The organism is Labrenzia sp. VG12 (assembly GCF_002237595.1).
Classification (GTDB): Bacteria; Pseudomonadota; Alphaproteobacteria; order Rhizobiales; family Stappiaceae; genus Roseibium.
Genome location: NZ_CP022529.1, coordinates 246,667 through 265,020, shown reverse-complemented (window position 1 = coordinate 265,020; position 18,354 = coordinate 246,667). Strand labels below are relative to the sequence as shown.

Here is an 18,354-nt window from a genome sequence, read left to right as displayed (position 1 = left end):
TATGCGGGGCCTCTTCTCTGGCCCCAAAGCTATAGATGACACCTTCGGTCATTTTCATCTCCTCACGCCGATCATGCTGACCCAAATCGGGCTTGCCTACCGTTCTGAGCTGATTTGGTTCTTTTGCAAAGGAGGGATTGAAAGACTTTGTTCCGTGTTCATTAGCGACCAGTCATGTGTCTGAAACCTTGAGATCCGGGCTGTCACCGAGCAGATAGCGCGGTCCCCGCCCCTTGCTCGCGGCTGCATCGCCGGCATTGTAGAGCTGGCAGGATTTCAGGGACAGGCAGCCACAGCCGATGCAGGACTCCAGTTTGTCGCGCAGGGCCGTCATGCGCTCGATCCGCTGATCGAGATGTGCGCGGAATTCACGGCTGATGCGCGACCAGTCGGCCTTGGTTGGCGCCCTGCCCTCCGGCAAACGCTTCAACTGCTCCGCGATCTCTGAAATGGAAAACCCGAATTCCTGGGCCACGAGCACGAAGGACAGCCTCCGAATGTCGGCGCGCAGGAAGCGGCGCTGTCCACCTGCATTGCGGCTGGGGTGCACCAGGCCCTTGTCTTCGTAAAACCGTATGGCCGACACGGACAAACCGGTTCTTTCCGCCAGCTCGCCGATGGTCAAGGGATCAGCACCCGTCATAAGCTTCTTCATTTTTTTCCTTTTTCGCTCTTGACCTCAACCTTACTTGAGGAATTATCTCCAGTGTCCGAGAAAGGTCAAACCTGAAAGGACAAGGCCATAAGCAGCGCATTCCTGGAACATGTGAACGTGACCGTCAGCGACCCGGAGGCAACGGCCAAAAGACTGGAAGACTGGTTCGGCTGGAAGATCCGCTGGAAAGGCGCCAGCCTGGGGGGCGGCACCACCTACCATATCGGCAATGACACCAGCTACATCGCCGCCTATCGTCCGGCAGACGCGCCCCTGCGGTCGAATGCCGTCAGTTACCACACCCATGGTGGCCTCAATCATGTGGCCGTCGTTGTCGACGACATCGATGCCACGGAAGAACGGATCAAGGCCGGCGGTTACAAGACCCACAATCACGGCGACTATGAACCAGGCCGCCGCTTCTACTTCGACGATGATGACGGTATCGAATTCGAAGTGGTCAGCTACGCGGACTGAAAGCAGAGTGACATGGCTACGGACGGCGATTGCCGTCCGTCCATCTCCATCGCCATTAATGACCGGTCAGGACAAGTGTCTGGATCGGGTAGAGCAAGGCCTGCAGACGCAGGAGCATGGCGTGCACCAGACCAACGGTGTCCACCGCATGCAGGAAGACAAACTCCCCTGTCCCGATCGGTTCGCCGGAGGCAAGCCGTTCGTGATTGTTTGTGTAGGCATTGACGGTGCAGACGGCGCCTGGCGGTAGGTCTCGCAGGCCATCTTCGTAAAGCGGCTCCAGCAGCGTCGTGATCGTTGCCGGTTTCACGGACTGGCTGGCGTCATAAAGAGACCCGCCGGTGCTGACCTGGCCAGACGCTATCTGTGTCTGGATTTCCGTGACGACCAGCGGAATGATCGTGAAGGGTACTGCTCCGCAGAACGCCTCCGCAACCATGCCTTCTTTCAGAACCTGGGCCTCGATCTGACCAAATCCGGCGATGATCCGCTCCCTTTGCGCGTCCGCCGGGATCAGTACGCCCGCCGGTCGCATGAGCGGATTGACGATGTCGCCCTTGCGCAGAACGAACTGACTGACCGTGCCGTCAACGCCGGCATAGACCGTCATTTTCTCAAGTTCGACCTGCGCTTCCGCCTGCCGGGCCTCGGCACTGTTCAACCGGGCCGGCAGTGACACATTGATCTTCGTTTCCACCAGATCCTGGTTTGCCTTGGCCGCGTTGAGGGCGCCCTGACGTGCCGCCACCGTATTCTGCAGCTTTTCAAGATCGCGCTCGCTGACAACATTGGCGTTGCGCTCAAACAGTTCCTGGCGTGTATCGAGTTCGTCCTGGGCCTGTTTGAGGGACGCTTCGGCCTGTTCGACCTGCGCTGTTGCAACGGCAAGTTCACCTTGTGCCAGGGCGATCTCGCCCTGGATTTCGGCGATTGCCTGCGTTGCCGTGACGACATCGGCTTCCTGACGCGTGCTGTCCAGCTTGAAGATCGGATCGCCCGCCTTGACCTCGACTTCAAGTTCCCGCGGCACATAGGTCTCGATCACCCGGCCAGAGCCCTCGGGCAGGATGGGAACGGTCCGGAAGGAGGAAACCGCAGTCGTGGAGGTCGGATGAAAATAGAAGATCAGCGTGATCAGGGAGACGGTGAGAATCAGGCACAGAACGATGCCGTATCGCAGTTCGAACCAGACCGAATAGAGCGTGATTTCCTTGCCGATGCGCTTGCCCTGAACAAAGCGGCGGATCAGGAAGTCCGGCAGGATCGTCAGCAGCGAACAGAACAGAAGCTCAAACATGCTTGTTCTCCCCTTCCGCATTTGCCGACTCGGGTCTTGATGGCCCCGAGTCTGCCGGCGCTGATGCCGCAGCCAATTCGCTTTCTGCTGTCAGGTTTTCGGCGGGCGGTGCCGCTGCTCCGGCAAGTTCCGCTTCCTCATCGCGTTCCACCAGAGTTTCGGAAGAAACGCCTCCGGTCCCGGCAAGCCGGCTCAGGGAATGGGCCATGGATTCCAGCGGTGTCCAGAAATCCGGCAGCTGGATAAAGGCCAGCAGCAATGCCGCCACCCAAAAGATGTTGTTGTGGGTGAACAGCGCGAGCAGACCGAGCACCGCGACCAGTTCGAATTGCATGCGCCCGTGTTTGTGCGCCAGCCGTTCGGGGATGGAATGAAGATGCAGGTAAAACACGCCGAGCAGAATGACGCCGACAATCAGCGCCACCAGCATGACGCTCATCAGCCAGTCACCACCATCTGCCGTTGGAATGAAAGGCGGCAGATGATGTGGCGCAAGTGCATGCGCTTGTTCGGCCATTGGTCAGTCCCCCGAATTCGTGAAAGCGCTGCTGAAATACGAGCGCCCCTGCGTCAGCTTAGTCGGGATTTGACCATATGCGTATGAAAAAGTGTGTCTGTGGAATACTTTGGCAAATCCGGCGGCACATATGGCGTGCCGCCGGCAACCCCTTTTTTAGCGTGGGGCCATGCGGATCGCACCGTCCAGGCGGATGGTCTCACCGTTGAGCATGTCGTTTTTGCAGATCGACTTGACCAGCTGGCCATATTCAGCCGCCTTGCCGAGCCGTGACGGGAACGGGACCTGCTGACCGAGCGAATCCTGAACCTCCTGGGAGAGGCCCAGCAGCATGGGTGTTTCGAAAATACCCGGCGCGATGGTCATGACGCGAATACCTGATTTCGACAGATCCCTGGCAACCGGCAGGGTCATGCCGGCGACCCCGGCCTTCGAGGCGGCGTAGGCAACCTGGCCGATCTGACCATCAAAGGCGGCCACAGATGCGGTCGACACGATGACGCCGCGGCCACCGTCGGCCGTGACCGGGTCGAGGTCCACCATGCCCGTTGCAGCGATCGAAAGGCAGCGGAAGGTTCCGATAAGATTGACCGCCACGACCTTTTCAAACATGTCGATCGGATGCGCCTCGCCGCGCGACGTGGTCTTTGCAACCGGCGCAATGCCCGCGCAGTTGACCAGGATCCGCTCCTGGCCATGCGCCTTGCGTGCCGTCTCGAAACCGGCCTCGACGCTGGCCTGATCGGTGACATCAACATCGGCGAAAAGACCGCCGATTTCGGCTGCAACGGCCTCCCCCTGCTCCGCGTTGCGGTCGAACAGGGTCACCTTCACACCCTCACCGGCCAGCATGCGGGCCGTTGCCGCCCCGAGCCCCGAGGCCCCACCTGTCACAATTGCGGCTACAGAAGAATCCAGTTTCACGTCGCTCTCCTTGAAAAGGCACAATCCATTGAAATTAATGGATTTAATCTTTCTTGTTGACGATTAGGTCAATTTAACGGGCAAAGTGACCGAGAATGACGCTGCGGTCAAGCAATTCCGTGTTGTCCAACCAAAGGGAAAAGATGTGTCTGTGCCGGCTATCGGGCCAGCACGACCAGGTCGACCGGTTGTTTCATGCCCGCGACTTCCGCCCCGGGCCGGGCTTCCAGCAGCGGCAGGTCCAGCCCCTGGGACAGAGCCAGCTCAAACGTCGATTTGTCGGTCAATGCCTTCGAGCGCTCGACCTTGTTGGCATCTTCCAGTTTTGCCGCCCTGTTGACAGCGTCCCCGATCACCGTGAATTCCAGGCGCCGTTTCGAGCCGATCACGCCGACAGTCACCGGGCCGGCGGAAACGGCCGTGCCGATTTCAAGGTGATGCGGCCAGCCGGCCTCCAGAAAACGCTGCTGCTCAAGTGCAGCGGATTCGACAAGCCGGGCCGCGGCGCGCAGGGCATCGGCGGCATAGGTTTCGCTGTCCTGGACCGCGCCAAAAGTCGCCAGGATGCCGTCGCCCAGGAACTTGTCGACCCGCCCGCCTTCCTCAACAATCACCTCCACGGCCATGTTCTGGTATTCGGCCAGGACCGCCAGGACCGTTTCGGGGGCCAGCGTTGCCGAAGTCGAGGTGAAGGACCTTATATCGGCATAAAGGATCGCCGCGTCCCGCTGACGGCCCTCACCCGCCTGCAACTCTGTGTCGGCGTCCGTGATGGAGGCAGCGACTTCCGGCGAAAAGAACCGGCGCAGGTCCATGGCCGCCGCGTGGTCCTTGGTGGCCTCAAACAGCATGGAACGGCCCCGGTAAAGGGCAACGGACAGAATGACGGTCACCGCAAGAATGACCATGGTCTTGTCCAGTTCAGCGCCGATCAGAATGTTGTTCCCGGTCAGGTATTCCACATAGTTGCGGGTCACCCGCATCCGGTCCATGTCGGCCACGACCGCATAGAACACCAGTCCAAGCCAGCCCGCTACGGCGACCAGCCCCGTTGTCAGAACGAAACGCGGATCAAAGCGCAATGCCCTCATGCCAATGAAGAGGAACACATACATCAACGTCGGAGTTTTCAGGTAGAAGGTCGGGTGCTGGCCATATTGAATGTGAAAGGAAAAGATCAATCCCACCAGCAGGCTCATATCGACGAAGATCGACACCAGCAGGTACCATTCCGGCAATTCATAGCGGTAGGACAGGACCAGCCGCGTCACCGTAAACAGAAAATACGCCATCAGCGCATAGGGCACGAAGTTGAAACCGGCCGAGCCTTCCGCCCGTGGCGCGATGGCATAAAGCGTTGAAAAGAACAGCACCAGGCCAAGCTGCACCCAGCCGATCAGCCGTTCCGAGGAGGCTTCGCGCGCCCGGATATCCTCGCGAACCCGGTCGGGCAGACCATCTACGGGCGGTCCGCCGCGCAGGATATATCGAACTGTTTTTGCAAATGAACTCATGTCGCCGCCGGGAAAAAGAAACGGTGACCGGAGTTTCACCGTCTCTGAAGGATTGCGCAAGCAGGCCCGCGGGATTGTGAGCGGATGTGAGCGGGGCTCAGGATTGCCAGTTGGCCTGTTGGCGCACTTGCTCCACCTTGCGGACGAGATCGCTTTGCCGACGGCACCCGGTCTTGGCAAGGGCGGACTTGACCTGGTTTCGGGCCGTATGAACGCTGATTTTCCGCCGGTCGGCTATCTCCGCCGGCGTAAGCCCGTCCGCAAGTTTCAGGACCGTGTCGGTTTCGGCGCGGCTCAACCCGAGCAGACGCTGCACCTGCTCCTGCAAGGAGACGCTGTTCGCGTCCCGTTTGAGTGCCACGAGTATCGCCGAAATGGACTTGTCCATGAAAATGCCGAATGGCGTTCGATCAAGATCGGCCAGACGGACCCCGATGGTTCTGCATGTCCAGGTCCGGCCATCATTGCCGGTCAACCGCCAGTTCTTGAAAATATTGTGGTCGCCCCGGGCCTGAAAGTGTGCGAAGTCGCTGAATTCCTGCTGCACTTTTTCAGAGCGAAACCTTAAACGACGATCAAAACCGTCACCGACCAATGTACCACTGGCAAGCAACGCTTCGGCTTCTGAACAGGCATAGTGGATCGCCATGGCGGGATCGACGACAAACAGTGCGGTTCCCGCCCCCAGCAGATGCTGTTCGGCGGCCCATTTTTCGAAGGAAAGCCCTGAAATCGTGCGATTGATCTCAAGGGACTGGCGAATGACGGGCGCGAGATGGCTGCATAGTTGCAACCAGTCCGCCTCGTAGCGGTCCCGATCCTTTGCACGCATGTTGCCGCCGATCAGAAACATCCGGTCGGCGTCGAATGCCAGCATGGATCCCCCGCCGCCGGTAATATCTTCAAGCGGCGCCAGCAGATCGGCATAGAACTCTGTTTTCCGAAGCTTGTCGGGTGGACAGAGTTGAAAGGTGGAGATGACGTCGCCAACGGCACATTTGGCGAAATTCGCCGCAAACGGGTTCTTGTCGGCGTAGTGAGTCTCGTAAATCTCCAGGATGGCCGGATCGTAACCCGAGGAATAGGCCAGCGGCGCAACCTTCGTCTGCTCATCATAGCCGATGAGCTGCGTGCACACCTGAGTTCCGAGCGTCTTGCCAAGATCATCGAGGAAAACCTGCCAGCGATCCGGCTGCAAAGCAGCTGCAACCGCCAGGTTCGTCAAGTGAATATATTTTTCAGCTTCAACAGTCATGCCCGCCCCAACGAACACTGTGAAATATAACAATAATCCTATGCAATCCGGCAATGCTCACCGACAAAATTGCTACCGCTTAGTCCATATGGACCATGCACTTAATGCATACACCCTGTAAACAACTATTGATCGTATTTGTCGCTCTCGTGTACCGCGTTTTCAAGGTAGTCGAGCGTGTTTTCCGGGCGCAACCAAGGAATACCCGCATTCCTGCACTCGGCGATATGATCCATTTTTAAACTGTAGTGTTTTTTGGGCGGCCGTTTGGGCCGCCCCTTTTTTTTGCCGTCGCAAGGAAGGCGGTCAGGGACGCAGAACCATCCCCTCGCTGGCAACCAGAGTGCCCGGATAGGCGTTTTGGGCTGCAAGGCCGATTTCATCCAGTTCGTCGTCAGACCGGCGCGGATCGTGGTGAAACAGGACCGGGGTCTTCACATTTCCGTCTCTGGCAAGCTGCACGGCCTTTTGCCACGTGGAGTGACCCCAGCCCTTGTAGGTCTGATACTCGTCGTCGGTAAACATGGCGTCATAGATCATGATGTCCGTGTCCCGGACAAAGTCCGGAAGGGCGGCGTCGATCTCGGGGTCTCCATGTTCGTGATCGGTGATGATGCACAGGGACTTGCCGTGAAACTCGAACCGGTAACCGCATGCGCCACCTGGATGATTCAACCGGGTTGTGCGGATCACCAGATCGTCCGACCGAGGAAGATTCTCCCCGGCCGAGAAGGACTTGAACTCGACAGCTTTCAGCGTCTTGGCGGCCACCGGAAATATCGGTGGCGACATGATCCGGCTGACGATGTCGACGAGGTTGGTCTCGTCCTGGAAATGGCCGGCCCAGGCCGTCACTTCGAAACTTGGGTCATAGGCCGGCTTGAAAAAGGGCAGGCCGCAAATGTGGTCGAGATGCGTGTGCGTGAACAGGAGATCGAAGGAACGGGTCTTGTTCCGGCACAATTCCATGCCGAGATTGCGGGCCCCGGATCCGCAGTCAACAAGGACGAGTGCGTCGCCGGCGCGGATTTCGAAGCAAGACGTCTCGCCACCGTAACGCAGCGTGCTTGATCCGGGTGTCGGCGTCGATCCTCTCGCGCCCCAGCAGCGAAGCGAAAATTCCTCGGTCACATGTTGCTCCCTAGCCGTTTCCAGCGCTGCGGCGCGCATCGGCCAAGTCCCGGGTCGTCCGTTCAAGCCGCAACGCCAATGTCCGCATCACTTCAAGTGAGATATCCGGAAATTCTTTCAAGAGTTTCAAGAAATCATCTTTGGAAACGGTCAGAACATCCATGTTGTTTGCGGCAACAAGCGTCGCCGTTCGTGGCACATCGCACAAAATGGCAATTTCGCCGACAATCGAATTCTCCGAAACCTGGGCGACCTTCTTTTCCCCCTCCGGGGTCGCAACCAGAACGTCCGCGTCTCCGGCAAGAATGATGAAGGCACAATCGCCCTCTTCTCCCTGAGAGCAGAGGCGCTCGCCGGCCGGGTATTCGGTTCGGTCGCTGATAAAGGCCAGGAGGCGCAGCTTCGTCTCGTCAATGCCGTGGAATAGCGGCACCTTTCGCAGCGCTTCGACTTCCGTTTCAAGTGTCATACCGTTCTCCCCCGGTTTCGTTCTGGGGCCAGGTTTTGTCCGATGCGCCTGGCATTGTCGGCAAACCGACTGCCCTTCTCCTCACCGCCATCCCGTTACCCCTTGTCTGTAAGCCGTCCCTGGTCGAATACGAAACGCTGCTCGAATTCGGCCGCTATGTCTGCGTTGGACGTGCCATACAGGAATGTCTTTTCGGCAAGGATGTCGCGCAAGCCGTCGCGCAGGCCCTTGTCGTCCTCTGTCATTCCGGTGGCGATATCGTCCAATATGGTGATTTTTGCGTTTTTCAGAAGGCCGCGCACCAGAGCGATCTTGCGCCGTTGGCCCGCGGAAAGCTTGGAACCGGCCACGCCGACATGATAGCCGAAGCCCGCATAGATGATCGGATGCCGCAATCCGGTCTCCTCCACGATCGCACGAATGACATCATCAATACGGCGGCGTGCATCGCGTCGGTCGACGCGCGCGCGCCCGAACAGAAGATTGTCTTCGATGGTGAGCGGCGGCAGGTAGACATCCGGATCAAAGGCAACGAAGTTGTCGCTGTTCTTGACCACGCTCTCAAGGAAACGTTTGCGTGCTTCAATGACCTCGTCCCTGAGTTCGTCCGTCATGACCCCCAGACGATGACGGGCCGGAACCAGCTTGAACGCAAGGCCGGTCAGGCGCGACCGGTCGACCTCCGTCAGGCCAGGCCGTTGCTGACCGGATTTCGCGATCCGGACAATGCGTTCGAAATCCGGAATTTCATCGAGCGTGATGAAGGAATAAGCGCCGAGAAGGCCACTGTCGCCCGAGACATTCGAGAACAGTTCCAGCATGGTTTCGGCAATCTTCAGGCCGATCTGCTGCAGCTTCTTGTCAAAGCCGGTTTCCGTCAGGAAGGCCTTGACCTCTTCGAGGTCGGGCACATCGTCCATCGTGACATTCGGGTCCGACGGGACGGCGAAGAACAGGTTGTCGGCCAGGCTGGCACTCGCATTGAACTGGTCCCGGTGCCAAAGCTCGACCAATCCGCCGAGTGCAGGCTCCTTCGCGATCCGGTCGGCCAGATTGTTCCGCACGCTCAGGATCTTGTCGGCAAAACCGTCATCCATGGACGGATCGAAACGGGACTGCAGACCAAGACGGTAAATGTCCTTGTCGAGCTTGACGGCCTTCAGAAGTTCAAGCGCCTTCTGGTCAAGCGCGCGCTCGTTGTCGACACCGGCGGCTTCGAAGTCTTCCCACTCGGCGCCCAGGTCATAGATCGGATTCATGGTCAGCTTCGCTTCGCTGACCCGGCGTTTATAATTCTTCAGATCCTCGCCTTCGCGCTTGGGCGGTACGAGCGGCCTGTGCCGAAGGCCGTAATAGAGATTGTCCCGTATCGTGCCGGTCCAGACATGGACGGCGCCGCCGACATAGGCAATTTCGCGGCCGAGCGTCGCATCCGTCAGCTTGTCGAGATCGTGTTCGCCAATAAGGACCCGGCCGGTGGAGGCCGAGACCAGTCCGGCCGCGAGCTGCAGCACCTCCGACCGCCCGGATCCGTCTGGCCCGACAATGGCGGTGGAACTGCCTGCCGGTACGGTCAGGGACACGTCCATGACTTCCTGACCCGCGGCACCACCCGAAAAATTGACGTTCTCGAACTTGACGTCGCCGGTGAGCTCGACCGTCTCGTCAGCGGTAAGGCGCTCGGTGTCGTAAATGTCGGACGGGTCGAAATTCTCAACGACCGTCTGGTACTTGACGCTGACATCCGCCGTCATCTGATAGAAGGACAGCAGCAGTTTCCAGGGACCGGCAAGGTCCTTGTAGGCGGCAATCACGGCCAGCAATGCGCCGATGCTGAGATTGCCTTCAATCACCAGATAGCCGCCGATCAGATAGAAGAAGAACGGCGTCAGCTGGTTCATGAAATTGTTCAGGAACTTGATGAGGAACTTCCGATTGAAGATCTCGTAGCGGATCTTGAAGTTCTCATAGAGCCTGTCGGAAATGTCCGCCGAATGCCAGGCAGCCGCGTCGTTTGCGTGAATTTCGGCAACACCCGTGATGCTCTCGCCGACCTTGTCGGCGATTACCCGCACGTTTTTCACGCGCTTGCGCGAGAGCAGCACGACGCGCCGCTGCAGAAGCGGAATAACGTAGCCCTGGATCGGATAGGAGCTGATCGCGGCAAGACCGAGCAGCGGGTCCTGCATGAAGATGAAGCCGAGCTGCACGATCAGCATGCCGCCCTGATAGGCAGGCAAGGCAAACGCTTCACCGATATAGCCGCCGACGTCTTCCACTTCCGATGTGATCATCGGAATGATCTCGCCGGAACTGACCTTCCTGAAATGCGGCAGCCTGAAGCGCAGGACCCGTTGAAACAGCTCGAAACGCAAGCGCCGCAACATGCGCTCGCCGAGACGCCCCTTGTAGACATTCAGATAGAATTTCAGGCCGTTGGAGACGACCACGAGAAACAGGAACGTCAGGCACAAGAGCACCAGATAGGGAATCTGGTCGAAGTCGAAGCCAAAAATAGTCCGCGGGAAATTGTCGCCCTGCACCGCATCGTTGACGATCAGTTTCGGCAGTTCGAGCAGGAAATAGACCACCGGATACGTGAGCACGGTGACCATGAGGATGAAGATCTGCTGCTTGGCACTATACTTCCAAATAAAACCGAAAAGGCTCTTTTCCATAAGCTCATCCAAACAGATAAGGATCAAACATGTGCAAGCAGATCAGATTTGGTATATTAGCGATCCGTGATCGATGCGCCAGCCAGGATTAGCATTAGCAACAATCAGTTTGAAAGGGTCCGCAGACCGTTCCTTGTCGAAAGTTCCGTGTCAAGCCATATCCGCACGTGACAACACCCAATCAATTGAGACATAAGCCTTCTCGGGGCAGATTTACACATTTAGGGGCAGTATGAGTTCCAAGACGCCGAAGATCCTCATCTACAGCCATGACTCCTTTGGGCTGGGCCACCTGCGCAGGTGCCGGGCCATTGCGCAGTCACTGGTCGGCGATTTCGACACCCTGTCCGTCCTGATCCTGTCCGGCTCCCCGATCATCGGCAGTTTCGAATTCCGCTCGCGGGTCGACTTTGTCCGGATTCCCGGCGTGATCAAACTGCGCAACGGCGAGTACACACCGCTCTCACTGCATATCAACATCGACCAGACGCTGGCGATCCGGTCCTCGATCATCGAACATACGGCGAAGGTGTTCGACCCGGATATCTTCATCGTCGACAAGGAGCCTCTGGGGCTGCGCGGCGAAGTGCTGCCAACCCTGGAAGCCCTGAAGGAAACGGATACGCGCCTGGTGCTCGGGTTGCGCGACGTGATGGATGATCCGCAGATCCTGAAGGAAGAGTGGGACCGCAAGAACGTCTATCCCGCGCTGAAAGACCTTTATGACGAGATCTGGGTCTATGGCCCTGAGGACATCTGCGATCCGCTTGACGGGATAGATCTGCCGGAAACCGTTTCCGACAAGTTGCGCTATACCGGATATCTGCGCCGCGAGTTGCCGAAGTCAGCGCTCGATCAACCGGCGCCGACGCCCTTCGACGACGAGCCCTATATTCTGGTGACACCGGGCGGTGGTGGCGACGGGGTCGAAATGGTCGACTGGGTCATGCGCGCCTATGAGGCCCGGCAAAGACCGCTTTTTCCGGCTCTGATCGTTCTGGGCCCCTTCATGCCGGCTGCAGCGGCCGCACAGTTCAGTGAACGGGCAGAGCATCTCCGGGACGTGGAAATCATACGCTTCACCCCTCAGATCGAACCGTACCTGGCCAACGCCACCGCCATTGTCGGCATGGGCGGCTACAACACGTTCTGCGAAATCCTGTCCTTCGACAAACCGACCCTTATGGTGCCGCGTGTGGTGCCGCGCCGGGAACAGGCCATTCGCGCCGAACGCGCCGAAAAGAGTGGTCTGCTCAAGGTCCTGCCGATTGATCGGTACCCGGATCCGGATCTGATGGCCGCCGCGTTGTCGGAGCTGCCGGAAATGGCCTCTCCCTCTTCCGCCGGTGTCGACAATCTGCTGGGCGGGCTCGAGATCATTTCGAGCCGTGTCGGAGAGATCTTCGAAGAGCAGCAATCCGACGAGCGGAAACTGGTCAACTTCTAGGCCATCGCCGCATTCACCAGCCGAAAACAGAGAGACACTGGATGTCCCGTATCGCCGTTGTGGTCAAAGGCTACCCGCGCCTGTCCGAAACCTTCATAGCGCAGGAAATCCTCGGTCTGGAACGACGGGGTATCGGTGTTCTGATCGTTGCCTTGCGCAAACCCTACGACCCCTTCATCCACGACCTGCACCGGCAGATATCGGCCGAGGTGATGTATCTGCCGGAATATGTGCGGGACGATCCGGCCCGCGTGGCCCGTGCCAAACGCTGGGCGGAAAAGCAGCCGACCTACGCGACCGCCAAGGCGCTGTTCGACGCGGATTTCAAACAGCAGCCCAATGCCGACCGCCGGCGGCGATGGGCACAGGGCTGTGTCTTCGCGCATGAATTGCCGGAAGACATCAGCTGGATCTACACCCACTATCTGCACACGCCCTGCTCGGCCGCACGCTACGCGGCCCATCTGTCCGGACGTTCCTGGTCGTTCTCCGCCCATGCCAAGGACATCTGGACCAGCCCGGACTGGGACCTGAAGACCAAGATCAACGATGCCGCCTGGGGTGTCACCTGCACGGCTGTCAACGAGAAATACCTGAACGGGCTTGCCGATGATCCCGGCAAGGTGGAGCTGCTTTACCACGGCCTCGACTTTTCCGGCTTTCCGGAACCCGACGGCGAGCCGTCGGCGCGTGATGGCAGCGATGCCCCCGTCCGCCTGGTGTCCGTCGGACGTGCGGTGGAGAAGAAGGGGTATGACGATCTCCTGGCCGCCCTTGCGCAGCTTCCAGCCAAGCTCAACTGGACCTTCACCCATATTGGCGGCGGTGAATTGTCGGATGTTCTGAAGGGTCAGGCAGATGCGCTCGGGCTTTCGGATCGGATCACCTGGCGCGGCGCGCAGCCGCGCGAAGAGGTCATCGCCGCCTGCAAGGACGCGGACCTGTTCGTGCTTCCCTCCAAACTGGCCAGGTCCGGCGACCGGGACGGTCTGCCCAACGTGCTGATGGAAGCCCAGTCGATGGGCCTGTGCTGCCTGTCGACACAGGTCTCCGCAATCCCCGAACTGATCCTTGATGGCAAAACCGGCGTTCTGGTCGCGCCCGGAGCACCGGACCAGCTGAAGGACGCCCTGAGCCGCCTCATTCAGGCCCCTCAGACGCGATACGAACTGGGACAGGCAGCGGCAAAGCGGGTCCGCTCCGAGTTTTCGACCGATCCGGGGCTTGACCGTCTGGCGGAGAAATTTCGTAAGGTTCTCTGACCGCAATCCACAGTGGGACAGTCATGAAAATCGCCTTCACCGCACCGATGAAGCCTCTGGATCACCCGGTCCCCTCCGGTGACCGAACCATGGGCCGGTTGATCGTCAGGGCCCTGGAAAGCCTTGGCCATGAGGTGACGGTCGCAAGCCGTTTTCGGGCCTGGCGCAAGGACGGCAGTGACACGATCCAGCAACAGGTGCGCGACAACGCACTGGCGGAAGCCGAGCGTGTCGCCTCCGACTGGGAGCAAACCGGCTACCGGCCAGATCTTTTTCTGACCTACCATCTCTATCACAAGGCTCCGGACTGGATTGGCCCGGCTCTGGCCGACCGTTTCGATCTGCCCTATGCCATTGTCGAGGCAAGCCGCGCGCCGAAACGGCAGACCGGTGACTGGGCTTTCGGCTTTGCCGCAGCTGACGCGGCGCTCAAACGCGCCGACGCGGTCGCTGCCATCCACAATGCCGATCTGGAGTGTCTGGCCGCAATCGTGCCACACAGAAACCTCTCGGTGCTGCTGCCGTTTCTGGACGCGGCCCCGTTTCTGGCCGCTTCCGCCGACGCCAAACCGCTGGCCGCCGCCCCGTTGAAACTGATGGCCGTCGGCATGATGCGCGACGGCGACAAACAGCGGTCCTACGAGGTTCTGGCCGCGGCCCTCAATGAGCTGCGTGATACGCCCTGGCACCTGACCATCATTGGCGACGGACCAATGCGGGCGCAGGTTGAAGCGCTGTTCCCGCCCGACCGCACGACTTTTCTCGGCGCGCTCGAACAGGACGCACTCGCAGCCCAGTATGCCCGACACGACCTGCTCGTCTGGCCCGCCATCCGGGAGGCCTTCGGCCTCGTGCTTCTGGAAGCCCAGGCAGCAGGCCTGGGAGTTATCGCCGGGGACACGTTCGGGGTTCCCGACATCGTTCTTGACGGCGAAACCGGACTGCTCTCGCCGGAAGGCGACGTTGGTGCCCTGGCCGCCAATCTGGGCAAGGTGCTTGGAACACCGTCCCTCGCCGACGAACTGGGCGCCGCCGCACGCGAGCACATCCTGAATGTTCACACGCTTGAGGCCGGGGCTGCCCGCCTGAACGCGCTGATCGAAAAAGCAAAGCGCAACCATCTGACCGCCAGGACGAGCGACACGGCATGAGCCCAAAAGCCTTCATTCATGTGCAGCACCTGTTGGGGACGGGCCATGTCGTCCGTGCCGCGGCCATTGGCAAAGCGCTTGTCAGCCTCGGTGTGGATGTAACGCTTGCCAGTGGCAACCGGATTCCACCAACCCTGGACACGAACGGTCTGAACGTCATCGAGCTGCCCGCCTGCAAAAGCCCGGATGCGGGCTTCAAGCGCCTTGTCACTTTGGCCGATGAAGATATTGACGATGAATGGAAATCCGCCCGCGTTAAAGCATCGATTCAAGCCTTTGACGAACAGGATTACGATCTTCTCCTGACGGAGACCTATCCCTTCGGCCGGCGTCAGCTGGACTTCGAACTGACACCGCTTCTGGAAACCGCCAGGGCACGGTCCAAGCCACCGCTGATTGCCACCTCCATCCGGGACATTCTGGTGCGCAAGAAGGAGCTCTGGAAAGAGCGCTGGATGGCCGACCAGGCTCTCAAGTATTACGACCGCATTCTGGTGCATGCCGATCCAGGTTTCATTCGCCTGGAGGACAGTTTCCCATTCGCAGACGATGTTGCCGAGCTGGTGCGTTACACGGGCTATGTCGGCGGTGCGCCCCGCCCGCCGTCAGACAGCCGTGACGGCGAGGACGAGGTGATCATCTCCTGCGGCGGCGGCGCAGTTGCGGAAAACCTGCTGTCTGCGGCCCTCGATGCCCTGCAGCTGTCACGCCGTGCCGAGGATACGCCCTGGCGGGTGCTGATCGGACATGACATTTCCGAAGATGCCTTTGGCATTTACCGGCAAAGCGCGTCGGAAGGTGTGATCGTCGAGCGCGCACGCCGCGATTTTCCGGAGCTTCTGAAGCGGGCAAGGCTCTCCGTGAGCCAGGCCGGCTACAACACCGTGCTCGATGTTCTTGTTGCCGGCGTTCCGGCAGTCTTCGTGCCGTTCGCCCAGGCCAACGAAACCGAACAGACGCAGCGCGCCGAAGCGCTTGCCCGCCACGGGCGTGCCGTTGTCACACCCGAAGCGGCGCTGACACCTGAGCGCCTTGCAGCGGCCATCGACGACGCGCTTGCCCTTCCCCGCGCATCTCATGAAGTGACATTGGGCGGCGCTGAAAAAAGTGCTGCCATTCTGCTTGAGGACCTGAAGGAAAGAAGCGCATGACGACCGATCTTCAGCGCTTCCAGCGCGAGCTCACCCGGCATCTCGACTGGTTCGCGGAGCGGAACCGAAAGGTCCGGTTCTGGTGGCGGGACGATGACGCGATCGAACCGACACCGGCCCTGGACCGCATGCTGGACCTGGCCAACCGGCACAATGTCGATCTGGCGCTCGCTGTCATTCCGAAAGCCGCCACGGAGGCCCTTGCCGAGCGCCTTACCACAGAACCCCATGCGCTGGTGCTGCAACATGGCTGGCAGCACAAGAATTTCCAGCGCAAGGATCTTGGTGAAAAGGCTGCAGAACTCGGCTCCCGCCGCGACCCCGACGAGCTGATGGCCGAGCTTTCTGCCGGCAAAACACGGCTCGAAACCCTGTTTGGCGACAAATTCATTCCTGCCATGGTGCCGCCCTGGAACCGGATCGCCCCGGGCATCCGGCGCAGACTGCCGGAGATCGGCCTGCCAGGCCTGTCGACTTTCACCTGGTACCATTTCCCGAAGGCCAGCCAGGTCCAGTCCCATGTTGATATTCTGAAGTGGAAGAAGCAGGTCCGGTTCATCGGCTGGGAAAGCGCGCGCCTTCGCTTTGACCTGCAACTGACACGGCGACAGAACACCGGTGGCGAACCGCTTGGGCTCCTGACGCATCACCTCGCCCATGACGAAGGCTGTTTTGAATTTCTGGAAGTGTTCCTGGAGATCGCGGCACATCATGAAGGGGCGGACTGGCCGGATGTGAAAGAACTGTTTGATCTCTCGCTTGAACCGACATCGGAGCCCGTTGCCGCATGAAGGACACATTGTTCCTGCTCAGGCCAGGTTTCGAAGACCCTGCCTACCCCGGCCAGGTCTTCTATTGCTGGCACTGTGCGCTCATGGAGGGCGTTCTGGCCTCTTTCCCTGACCTGCACGAGAAGCTCACGGTCCATCGCATTGCCTGGCCGCGCCCCCGGATGGAACTTGTCAACCTGCTGGGGGAAGCCCATCAAAGCCTGCCGGTGCTGGTTCTCGCCGAAGGCGGCTTCATTGATGACAAGGATGCCATTCTTGCGGCACTGACCGAGCGGCATGGGTTTCCTCATCCGCATCCGTGAGGCCAACCGACCTTCTCTCGATGTCACCCCGGGCGACCGAAGGGAGACCCGGGGCCTACTCATTTCCAGAGACGTTGGTCACTTCGCAAGAAGCCTAAGCAAATTTCTAAATGTCCTGCGCTTCGGCAAGCAGCCCTGCGAGTGGGCCCCGGCTCTGCGCTGCGCTTGGCCGGGGTGACACCGAAGGGGAACAAACACCGCGACACTTATGACAGAGCCGAAACGTAGTCCCCACGCTGCCGGTCCCGCCTCGCCGCGCCCTCTCATTCAGTGTCATGAACGCAATGCGTGGATGACAATAGAGAAGATTTGTCTCCCCTTATTCCGCAGCCTCGAACCGATCCGGCCTTAGCACTCTGGCAAATTTCTGTCGCAACAACGCCAGTTTCGGGTCGATATAGGTCTTGCAGAAAGGCCGCTCCGGACCGTTCACATAGTAGTTCCGGAACCGCTCGTCGGAGGGTTTGAAATCGGCAAGCGTCATCACGCTTGTGATCAGCGGCTCGTCGAAATCATGCTGCAGCGTCCGCAGGATTCGGCCGACCTTCACACCGGTGCCAGCATCATAGACATAGACTGCGCTGCGATATTTGCCGCGCATCTTGTGCCGCGAGGTGCTGGAGTGGGTTCTGAGATGGATCTCGATCAGCACCTCCAGCGGCAGCTCGACCGGATCGAACGTGACGACCACCGCTTCCGACCAGGCGTCCTCGGGCGGATCGGAGCGGATGAACCCCTGATCCACGTCTGAAATGCCCTGAATTGCCTGAAAAACGGCCTCGGTGCACCAATGGCAGCCGCCGCCCAGCCCGATCTTCACCCTGACCTCCACCACTTCAACGAGATGAGCTCAGTGTGCCTGTCTGGCTGAAGAAACCAAAATGACTTCAGCGAGATTCCCCCAGAGGAGATGGAAGACACCTTCCAGAGTGTCATCCCGGGCGCAGCGAAGCGGGAATCCGGAGCCTACTCGCATTGCAAATCGGGAGAAGGGGTAATCTGTGTCGACACATTGTCCGCAATTCCCGGCTTTCTGGAAATGAGTGGACCCCGGGTCTCGCGATGCGAACCCGGGGTGACACCAGAGTTTGTTGAAGGGGTCTTGCAGCTTGCTCCTGCCCCTAAGCCGCCTTCCTGTCCGCCTTTGGATCGGCGGCAAAGTCAATCGCGGCCTTGAGCGTATCCAGATCGCCGATCTGGTTTGCCAGAACCAGGACGAGGCGGGCATTCATGCAGTTCGCCTCTTCGTCGCTCATGTGGCGCTGGCTGGAGACCAGGTGCTCGTAAAACCCATCCGGGTCCGGGATGTTCCGTGTCAGTTCAAGAGCCATCG

The 18,354-nt window shown here is 59.5% G+C and carries 18 protein-coding genes; 7 read left to right on the top strand and 11 right to left on the bottom strand.

Annotation, left to right across the window (positions count from 1 at the left end):
• Window positions 1-172: 172 nt before the first annotated feature.
• On the bottom strand, window positions 173-655 hold the full coding sequence (gene soxR / locus CHH27_RS01170; RefSeq protein ID WP_208988414.1) for a redox-sensitive transcriptional activator SoxR: 483 nt from the start codon (window positions 653-655) through the stop codon (window positions 173-175).
• Window positions 656-766: 111 nt separating this feature from the next.
• Here soxR and CHH27_RS01165 point away from each other — a divergent pair, with 111 nt between their 5' ends.
• Window positions 767-1,132, top strand: coding sequence for a VOC family protein (locus CHH27_RS01165; protein WP_371681807.1), 366 nt, complete (start codon window positions 767-769; stop codon window positions 1,130-1,132).
• A gap of 55 nt (window positions 1,133-1,187) precedes the next feature.
• On the opposite strand, the gene CHH27_RS01160 is transcribed toward CHH27_RS01165, so the two are convergent.
• The 8 genes from CHH27_RS01160 to CHH27_RS01125 all read right to left on the bottom strand — a co-directional run bounded on the left by CHH27_RS01160 (window position 1,188) and on the right by CHH27_RS01125 (window position 10,917).
• Window positions 1,188-2,429: an HlyD family secretion protein gene (locus CHH27_RS01160; protein ID WP_094069946.1), complete on the bottom strand. Its 1,242-nt coding sequence runs from the start codon at window positions 2,427-2,429 to the stop codon at window positions 1,188-1,190.
• The gene (locus CHH27_RS01155) at window positions 2,422-2,946 is read right to left on the bottom strand and encodes a hypothetical protein (RefSeq protein ID WP_094069945.1); all 525 of its coding nucleotides are present in this window, start codon (window positions 2,944-2,946) and stop codon (window positions 2,422-2,424) included. The genes CHH27_RS01160 and CHH27_RS01155 overlap by 8 nt, the downstream gene beginning before the upstream one ends.
• A gap of 156 nt (window positions 2,947-3,102) precedes the next feature.
• Window positions 3,103-3,870 carry an SDR family NAD(P)-dependent oxidoreductase gene (locus CHH27_RS01150; protein WP_094074444.1) on the bottom strand — a complete coding sequence of 256 codons (768 nt, stop codon included), beginning with the start codon at window positions 3,868-3,870 and terminating at the stop codon, window positions 3,103-3,105.
• Window positions 3,871-4,028: 158 nt separating this feature from the next.
• Window positions 4,029-5,384, bottom strand: a complete 1,356-nt coding sequence (locus CHH27_RS01145; protein ID WP_094069944.1) for an adenylate/guanylate cyclase domain-containing protein — start codon at window positions 5,382-5,384, stop codon at window positions 4,029-4,031.
• Between the two features lie 97 nt (window positions 5,385-5,481).
• Complete coding sequence (locus CHH27_RS01140) at window positions 5,482-6,639, bottom strand: helix-turn-helix transcriptional regulator (protein ID WP_094069943.1); 1,158 nt, start codon at window positions 6,637-6,639, stop codon at window positions 5,482-5,484.
• 306 nt (window positions 6,640-6,945) lie between these two features.
• The gene (locus tag CHH27_RS01135) at window positions 6,946-7,770 is read right to left on the bottom strand and encodes an MBL fold metallo-hydrolase (protein WP_198338325.1); all 825 of its coding nucleotides are present in this window, start codon (window positions 7,768-7,770) and stop codon (window positions 6,946-6,948) included.
• Window positions 7,771-7,780: 10 nt separating this feature from the next.
• Window positions 7,781-8,239: a cyclic nucleotide-binding domain-containing protein gene (locus tag CHH27_RS01130; protein WP_094069941.1), complete on the bottom strand. Its 459-nt coding sequence runs from the start codon at window positions 8,237-8,239 to the stop codon at window positions 7,781-7,783.
• A gap of 95 nt (window positions 8,240-8,334) precedes the next feature.
• A complete protein-coding gene (locus tag CHH27_RS01125; RefSeq protein ID WP_094069940.1) occupies window positions 8,335-10,917 on the bottom strand; it encodes an ABC transporter ATP-binding protein in 2,583 nt (860 codons plus the stop codon).
• 232 nt (window positions 10,918-11,149) lie between these two features.
• Between CHH27_RS01125 and CHH27_RS01120 the strand changes: the two genes are divergently transcribed.
• From CHH27_RS01120 to CHH27_RS01095, 6 genes are read left to right on the top strand one after another with little or no spacing between them, the layout of a single operon-like run.
• Window positions 11,150-12,364 carry a glycosyltransferase family protein gene (locus CHH27_RS01120; protein ID WP_094069939.1) on the top strand — a complete coding sequence of 405 codons (1,215 nt, stop codon included), beginning with the start codon at window positions 11,150-11,152 and terminating at the stop codon, window positions 12,362-12,364.
• A gap of 41 nt (window positions 12,365-12,405) precedes the next feature.
• Window positions 12,406-13,626: a glycosyltransferase family 4 protein gene (locus tag CHH27_RS01115; RefSeq protein WP_094069938.1), complete on the top strand. Its 1,221-nt coding sequence runs from the start codon at window positions 12,406-12,408 to the stop codon at window positions 13,624-13,626.
• A gap of 23 nt (window positions 13,627-13,649) precedes the next feature.
• A complete protein-coding gene (locus CHH27_RS01110; protein ID WP_094069937.1) occupies window positions 13,650-14,777 on the top strand; it encodes a glycosyltransferase family 4 protein in 1,128 nt (375 codons plus the stop codon).
• Window positions 14,774-15,928 carry a glycosyltransferase family protein gene (locus CHH27_RS01105; protein WP_094069936.1) on the top strand — a complete coding sequence of 385 codons (1,155 nt, stop codon included), beginning with the start codon at window positions 14,774-14,776 and terminating at the stop codon, window positions 15,926-15,928. Before CHH27_RS01110 ends, CHH27_RS01105 begins: the two co-directional genes overlap by 4 nt.
• Window positions 15,925-16,719, top strand: a complete 795-nt coding sequence (locus tag CHH27_RS01100) for a polysaccharide deacetylase family protein (RefSeq protein WP_094069935.1) — start codon at window positions 15,925-15,927, stop codon at window positions 16,717-16,719. Before CHH27_RS01105 ends, CHH27_RS01100 begins: the two co-directional genes overlap by 4 nt.
• Entirely contained in the window at window positions 16,716-17,021 is a 306-nt protein-coding gene (locus tag CHH27_RS01095) for a DUF3088 domain-containing protein (RefSeq protein WP_094069934.1), read from the top strand. Before CHH27_RS01100 ends, CHH27_RS01095 begins: the two co-directional genes overlap by 4 nt.
• A 319-nt stretch (window positions 17,022-17,340) precedes the next feature.
• Here CHH27_RS01095 and CHH27_RS01090 read toward each other — a convergent pair whose 3' ends face one another.
• Both CHH27_RS01090 and CHH27_RS01085 read right to left on the bottom strand, forming a co-directional pair.
• Complete coding sequence (locus tag CHH27_RS01090) at window positions 17,341-17,841, bottom strand: peptide-methionine (S)-S-oxide reductase (RefSeq protein ID WP_208988413.1); 501 nt, start codon at window positions 17,839-17,841, stop codon at window positions 17,341-17,343.
• A 301-nt stretch (window positions 17,842-18,142) separates the two neighbouring features.
• Window positions 18,143-18,352 (bottom strand): DUF2783 domain-containing protein, encoded by a 210-nt coding sequence (locus tag CHH27_RS01085; RefSeq protein ID WP_094069933.1) that lies wholly within the window; start codon window positions 18,350-18,352, stop codon window positions 18,143-18,145.
• Between the last annotated feature and the right edge of the window lie 2 nt (window positions 18,353-18,354).